Raw genomic sequence first — 6,807 nt, forward strand, 5'->3', positions numbered from 1 at the left:
AAAGCGCGATGCGCGACCGCCACATCAAATGGATCACCAATGCGCGCACCACCAAGGTGGATGCCGAAAAGCTCGTCGTCGAAGAAGTCAACGACGACGGTTCGGTCAAGGCGACGCACGAACTGCCCTTCGCCTTCTCGATGCTGCTGCCGGCCTTCCGGGGCGTCTCGGCCGTTCATGGCGTCGAGGGTCTGACCAATCCGCGCGGCTTTATCGTGATCGACAAGCACCAGCGCAACCCGACCTTCCCGAACGTTTTCGGCGTCGGGGTTTGCGTCGCCATTCCGCCGGTCGGCAAGACGCCGCTGGCGGTGGGCGTGCCGAAGACCGGCTTCATGATCGAATCCATGGTCACCGCTACGGCGGAGAACATCGCTTCGCTTCTCAAGGGCGAGCAGCCGAAGGCGGTCGCGACCTGGAACGCGGTCTGCCTCGCCGACTTCGGCGACGACGGCATCGCTTTCGTCGCGCAGCCGCAGATCCCACCGCGCAACGTCAACTGGTCGTCGCAGGGCAAATGGGTCCACGCCGCCAAGATCGGCTTTGAAAAATACTTCCTGCGCAAGGTTCGCCAGGGCAAGGCCGAGACCTTCTACGAAAACCTCGTCCTCGACATGCTCGGGATCAAGAAGCTGAAGGAAATTCACGTGGAGACGGCCGAATAGGCGCAGTCTTGAAGCAGAGGAGAAACGACAATGACGATCGATCGCGCCGTGATGATGTTCGCCGGCTTCATGGTTCTCGTCTCGCTGGGGCTCGGATTCTACGTGTCGCCCTGGTGGTATCTGCTCACGATCTTCGTCGGGGTGAACCTGATCCAGGCGTCGGTCACAGGCTTTTGTCCCGCGGCCATGGTCTTCAGGAAACTCGGCTGTCCGGCCGGCGTCGCATTTAAATAACGACGAGGCCTTCTCCATCCGATGGTCGGGCGAAACTCGTGATCGCTCCGTGAAAGCTGCAGGCTCATGCATCGACCAATTTTGCGCTTCCTGACAGCCGTCCTCGCCGGCGCCGCGATCGCCGGCGCGACGGCGGCCGAGGCCGGCGAATTCGTCGTCAAGGCCACAACGATTCCCGAGATGAAGGCCGTGTTCGGCCAGGTCGAGAGTCGCATCGTGGTGCCGGCGCGCGCGCGCATCGGTGGCTCGGTTCGAGAGCTTCGCATCAGCCAGGGCGACGAGGTCAAGGAAGGACAGGACATCGCCGTCATTGTCGACGACAAGCTCGCGCTCCAGCTCAACGCTGCCGATGCGAAGGTCGAGGCGCTCAACTCGCAGCTCGCCAATGCACGCGTCCAGCTCGAGCGGGCGCAGCAGCTCCGGGCGAGCGGAGCAGGCACGCAGGTCAACCTTGATCAGGCCAAGATGCAGTTCGAGGTCGCAACCAACCAGGTTGCGGCGGCCAAGGCGGAGAAGACCGTCATCGAACAGAGTGCGCGCGAGGGCACCGTCTTCGCGCCGGCAACGGGCCGGGTGCTCACCGTCCCCGTCACGCCCGGTTCGGTTATCCTGCCTGGCGAGGACATCGCCCGTATCGCGCCGGGGCCATATTACCTGCGGCTATCGCTGCCGGAGCGCCACGCGGGAGAAATTGTACAGGGCTCCGACGTGCTGGTCGGCGCTCGTGGACTCTCGACCGCGCCAGACGGGCGCTCCGCTCCGCATCGCGGCCGCATCGTCAAGGTCTATCCGGAGATCGTCGATGGGCGCGTGATCGCGGATGTCGAGGTCGAAGGGATCGGCGATTATTTCGTCAACGAGCGCACGCTGGTGTCGATCCCGGTCGGCAAGCGCAGGGTGTTCGCCGTCCCGCCTCAGGCGATCCGGACCATTCATGGCATCGACTACGTGCGCCTTGTCACGCCTGCCGGAGGAATGGACGTCGCCGTCATTCTCGGCGAGGCCGTCGAAGAGGACGGCCAAAGGCGCACAGAGATTCTCACGGGCCTGCACGACGGCGACCGGATCGTGCTGCCATGAAGCTCGGACTTGCCGGCAATCTCACCCGCGCCTTCATCGCTTCTCCATTGACGCCGCTGTTCCTGCTCGCGTCCCTTGCGCTCGGGCTCGTGGCGCTGATCTCGCTGCCGCGCGAGGAAGAGCCGCAGATATCCGTACCCATGGTCGATATCCATGTCACCGCCAACGGGCTGAAGGCCGCGGACGCCGTGAAGCTCGTCACCGAGCCGCTGGAAACGATCGTCAAGAGCATCGATGGCGTCGAGCACCTCTACTCGCAGACCCAGGACGACGGCACCGTGGTGACGGCGCGGTTCAAGGTCGGCACCAGTTCGGACGCCGCCATTCTTCGCGTGCACGAGAAGGTTCGGGCCAACATGAACCGGATCCCGATCGGGATTCCGGAGCCGCTCATCGTCGGCCGCGGCATCGACGACGTGGCGATCGTGGTCGTCACGCTCCGCCCGACGAAAGAGGCTGCGTCCCGATGGAGCGCGAACGGGCTGACGCGGCTCGCCCGTGAGCTGCAGGTCGAGGTCTCCAAGCTGCCCGACGTCGGCCTCACCTATATCGTCGGCGAGCAGCCCGAGCAGTTTCGTGTCGAACCTGACCCGGACAAGCTTTCGCTCTACGGCATCACCCTTCAGCAGCTTGCCGCCAAGATCGAAGGCGCCAACCGTTCGTTCCGCATTGGCACGGTGCGGGAGAACACGCAGCAGCGCGCGATCGTCGCCGGGCAGACCCTGCAGGCGTTGCCCGAGATCGGCAACATCCTGCTCACGGCGCGAGACGGCCGTCCGGTCTATGTCCGCGACGTCGCCAATGTCGTGCTTGCGACCTCGCCGGCCGAAAACCGCGTCACCGACATCCGCAAGACGGCGGATACCGGCCTTGAACGCGCGCCCGCCGTTTCGCTCGCCATCGCCAAGCGTCCCGGCACCAATGCGGTGGTCATCGCCGAGGAGATCGTGCGGCGGCTGGAGCAGGCGCGCGGCCAGATCTTCCCGACGGATGTCGAAATGACGATCACGCGCAACTACGGCGAGACGGCGAACGAGAAGGCCAACGAGTTGTTATTCCATCTCGGCCTCGCCACGGTATCGATCGTGGTGCTGGTCGCCGTCGCCATCGGCTGGCGGGAAGCGCTGGTGGTTGCGGTGGTGATCCCCACCACGATCCTGCTGACGCTGTTCGCCTCCTGGATCATGGGCTACACGCTCAACCGCGTCAGCCTGTTCGCGCTGATCTTCTCCATCGGCATTCTGGTGGACGACGCCATCGTGGTGATCGAGAACATCGCCCGCCACTGGGCGATGCGCGACGGCCGCTCGCGCGCGCAGGCCGCGATCGACGCGGTCGCCGAGGTCGGCAATCCGACCATCGTCGCGACGCTGACGGTGGTGGCGGCGCTGCTCCCGATGCTGTTCGTGTCCGGCATGATGGGGCCTTATATGAGCCCGATCCCGGCCAACGCCTCGGCCGCGATGCTGTTCTCGTTCTTCGTCGCGGTCATCGTAACGCCGTGGCTGATGATGAAATTCGGCGGCGGCCATGCCGGCGGCGGCCACGAGGATGCAGGCGGCGGACGTCTCGGCCGCATTTACGTTGCGGTCGCAAGGCCCATCCTCGCTGCCCGCTGGCGGTCCTGGACTTTTCTTCTGGTCGTCGGCTTTGCCACGCTGGCCTCGCTCGGACTGATCTACACCAGGCACGTCACGGTGAAGCTGCTGCCGTTCGACAACAAGGCCAATCTCCAGGTCGTGCTCGACCTGCCGAAAGGCTCGTCCGTCGAGGATACCGACCGGACGCTACAGGCGATGGTCGATCGCCTGGCATCCGTGCCGGAGATCGTATCGTTTCAGACATATGCCGGCACGAGTGCGCCGTTCGATTTCAACGGACTGGTGCGGCACTATTATCTCCGCTCCGGTCCTGAGCAGGGCGACATTGCCGTGAACCTGCTCGCGAAAGGCGACCGCGCGCGCGCCAGCCATGCCATCGCGCTTGAACTCAGGCAGCGCCTGAAAGGTCTCGACCTGCCGAAGGGCGCCGTGGTGAAGGTGGTCGAACCGCCTCCGGGGCCGCCGGTGCTCGGCACGCTGCTCGCGGAGATCTACGGCCCCGATCCGGACACACGGCGCGCGGTGGCCGACAAGGTTCGCACGGCGTTCAAGAGCGTGCCATTCATCGTCGACGTCGACGACAGCTATCACAACCAGGCTGAGCGCGTGCGCGTCGCGATCAATCAGGACAATCTCGAATATTACAAGGTCGAGCAATCGGACGTTTACGACACCCTGCGCGATCTCTATGGCGGCACCACGGTGGGCTATTCCCAGCGCGGCGGCGGACGCTATCCGATCCCTATCCGTCTCGCGCTGCCCAAGACGGACGCCGTGATGGACGCACGCGCGCTGACAACGCCGGTGCCCGCCAACGCGCTTCCCGGTGGCCGTGGAGTGGTCGAACTCGGCGATGTTGTCAGCATTACCCGTGAGCCGGCGTCCTATCCCATTTTCCGGCACAACGGCCGCGCCGCCGAAATGGTGCTGGCGGAACTCGCCGGCGCCTATGAAGCACCGATCTATGGCATGCTCGCGGTGCGCGATGCCATCGACCGGATCGACTGGGGCAACCTGCCGAAGCCCGTGATCACGCTGCACGGCCAGCCGGACGACGAAACGCATCCGACCCTGCTTTGGGACGGCGAGTGGGAAGTGACCTGGGTGACCTTTCGCGACATGGGCGCGGCCTTCATGGTGGCGATCCTCGGAATCTACATCCTCGTCGTGGCACAGTTCGGCTCCTTCAAGTTGCCGCTCGTCATCCTCACACCGATTCCCCTCACCTTCATCGGCATCATGCTCGGTCACTGGCTGTTCAACGCGCCCTTCACCGCGACATCCATGATCGGCTTCATCGCGCTCGCCGGCATTATCGTGCGCAACTCGATCCTGCTGGTGGATTTCATCCGCCACGCGCGCCGGCCCGGCCGGCCGTTGACCGACGTGCTGCTGGAAGCGGGCGCGATCCGCTTCAAGCCGATCCTCCTGACCGCGATCGCCGCCATGATCGGCGCGGCCGTCATCCTCGCCGACCCGATCTTCCAGGGACTCGCTATCTCGCTGTTGTTCGGCCTCGCATCATCGACGGCGCTGACCGTGCTCGTGATCCCGGCAATCTATGTCGTGCTGAGAGGAGACCGCCCGACCCGACGGGCGTGATTTGCGAGGGTGAGCCGCGATCGTCGCGCGAACCTTCACGGTGCGGATGCCCGGCATGGGGTGCGGATGCCCGGCATAACGGTTTGCTCAATCTGATGCCGCTCCTGGGGCGTCTTTCGAGCGAAGTGGAAATCGGTTCGCGTAAAGAAAACGTGTCGAACCAAAATCATAGAGCCCGCTTCTGATTCCGCCGGAGGCGGAAAGGCGCTAGTGCGACAGGAAAACAGGGACCGTCATCGCCGACAGGATTCCACGTGTCGCTCCGCCAAATACAAATTCACGAAGGCGGGAATGTCCATAGCCGCCCATCACAAGCAGATCCGTTGCGCCGTCAGCAACGTGGGACAGAATCGCATGTGCCACGTCACTGTCAGCAGCAGGCGTCGTTTTCACCTCGACCTTGATATCGTGTCGAGCGAGATGCCGGCCGATCTGGGTTCCACGAAGCACCTGTTCATTCGCGGTCTTTTCATTTTCAACGATAAATATTTCGACGGCGCTGGCTTTCTTCAGGAGCGGCAACGCATCGTTGATGGCACGCGCCGCAGTACGACTTCCGTCCCAACAGCACACAACCCGGTCGAGCTTCAACCCATCCTTCTGGGTGCTGGGAACAACGATCAGCGGCCGACCGGACTCGAACAGCGCCGCCTCGATCAGAATGGTGTTATTGACGCCGTTATTGTCGTCCGATTGCATGACGATGCTTAGATCGGAGCACCGCGCCATTTCCGAAAACGTCTTCGCCGTTCCAAGAATAAGCCGCGATTCAGCCGAAAGATCGTTGCGCTTCATGGCCAGATCAAAACGATCAATCGCACCGCGCGCCTCTGCTGCGCTCTCGGAAAATAGATCGGCGATCGCATCTGCAGGAATATTCGTCGCGAATTTGAATATAACTGCCGTCAGATGCGCGGCAAAAGTTTCGGCCATCGAGCCGGCGAAATCGCGAACGATATCCCGGGAGGGGTCACGTTCCAGATGAAGAATGATGTCTTTGATCATAACTCGCTCCAAAACCCGCGCACCACTCTACGAGATATGGCGTGGGCATCAAAGGCGAATTGACACACATCAAGACAAGCCGCGGCTTGCTGGCGCGCCTCATGCCCGTTTCTGCCGTCAGCCTCGCCAGAGTAAACGGACCGGAGCGAATTCGCTGCAGCCGGCATTACCTGACAAGGTCTTGTTTTTTAGCAGGCAACCGGGCTGACGCGCGGCGGGCCGCGTCTTACCACCAGCCTCCCTGCACCGGGAAAAAGAACTGGCCGCCGCCCCGGCGCGTATTGCTCGGCTGAGGATTTGGATTGCGCTGGCGGGGAAGGAAGCCGAAGCCGTCGTCGTCCTGTTGGGCGCTCCAGTTGTTGTCGTCCGCCATGAGCACCTCGCTCGGCTCGCGCGTAATGAAGCCGCCCTGGGGCTGGTCGCTCAGTACCGCAACAAATTCGGTACGATAGTTGGTCTCCTTGCTCAGCGGCTCGTCGGAGACGACGATCGAGCTTCGTGGCAAGGCGGTCAGGGCGATGCGATGAAGGACGTCCGTCGGAACCGTGATGCGGTCGAGCGCATCTTTGGCGCTGTCCGCATTCTCGATCGTAACGGCGGTCCAGCGCAGGCCCGCGTCG

Annotated in this window: 4 protein-coding genes and 2 pseudogenes; 4 read left to right on the forward strand and 2 right to left on the reverse strand. The window is 63.3% G+C overall.

The window, feature by feature from the left end:
* The 4 genes and pseudogenes from BGN91_RS05180 to BGN91_RS05195 form a co-directional block, all read left to right on the forward strand.
* A pseudogene (locus BGN91_RS05180) lies at positions 1-665 on the forward strand (NAD(P)/FAD-dependent oxidoreductase); the annotation flags it as partial.
* A 30-nt stretch (positions 666-695) separates the two neighbouring features.
* Positions 696-899 carry a DUF2892 domain-containing protein gene (locus tag BGN91_RS05185; protein ID WP_292611138.1) on the forward strand — a complete coding sequence of 68 codons (204 nt, stop codon included), beginning with the start codon at positions 696-698 and terminating at the stop codon, positions 897-899.
* Positions 900-965: 66 nt separating this feature from the next.
* Positions 966-1,979 (forward strand): efflux RND transporter periplasmic adaptor subunit, encoded by a 1,014-nt coding sequence (locus tag BGN91_RS05190; RefSeq protein WP_292611141.1) that lies wholly within the window; start codon positions 966-968, stop codon positions 1,977-1,979.
* Positions 1,976-5,182: an efflux RND transporter permease subunit gene (locus tag BGN91_RS05195; RefSeq protein ID WP_292611143.1), complete on the forward strand. Its 3,207-nt coding sequence runs from the start codon at positions 1,976-1,978 to the stop codon at positions 5,180-5,182. The genes BGN91_RS05190 and BGN91_RS05195 overlap by 4 nt, the downstream gene beginning before the upstream one ends.
* 207 nt (positions 5,183-5,389) lie before the next feature.
* On the opposite strand, the gene BGN91_RS05200 is transcribed toward BGN91_RS05195, so the two are convergent.
* A complete protein-coding gene (locus tag BGN91_RS05200) occupies positions 5,390-6,187 on the reverse strand; it encodes a universal stress protein (RefSeq protein WP_292611145.1) in 798 nt (265 codons plus the stop codon).
* Positions 6,188-6,413: 226 nt separating this feature from the next.
* Positions 6,414-6,807 (reverse strand): annotated as a pseudogene (locus BGN91_RS05205) (L,D-transpeptidase); the annotation flags it as partial.

The organism is Nitrobacter sp. 62-13 (genome assembly GCF_001896955.1).
Lineage (GTDB): Bacteria > Pseudomonadota > Alphaproteobacteria > Rhizobiales > Xanthobacteraceae > Nitrobacter.

What these genes read in the sequence shown, in the direction of transcription:
- BGN91_RS05200 (WP_292611145.1), bottom strand. Translation starts at nt 6,187, where the DNA reads ATGATCAAAGACATCATTCTTCATCTGGAACGTGACCCCTCCCGGGAT.
- BGN91_RS05195 (WP_292611143.1), top strand. Translation starts at nt 1,976, where the DNA reads ATGAAGCTCGGACTTGCCGGCAATCTCACCCGCGCCTTCATCGCTTCT.
- BGN91_RS05185 (WP_292611138.1), top strand. Translation starts at nt 696, where the DNA reads ATGACGATCGATCGCGCCGTGATGATGTTCGCCGGCTTCATGGTTCTC.
- BGN91_RS05190 (WP_292611141.1), top strand. Translation starts at nt 966, where the DNA reads ATGCATCGACCAATTTTGCGCTTCCTGACAGCCGTCCTCGCCGGCGCC.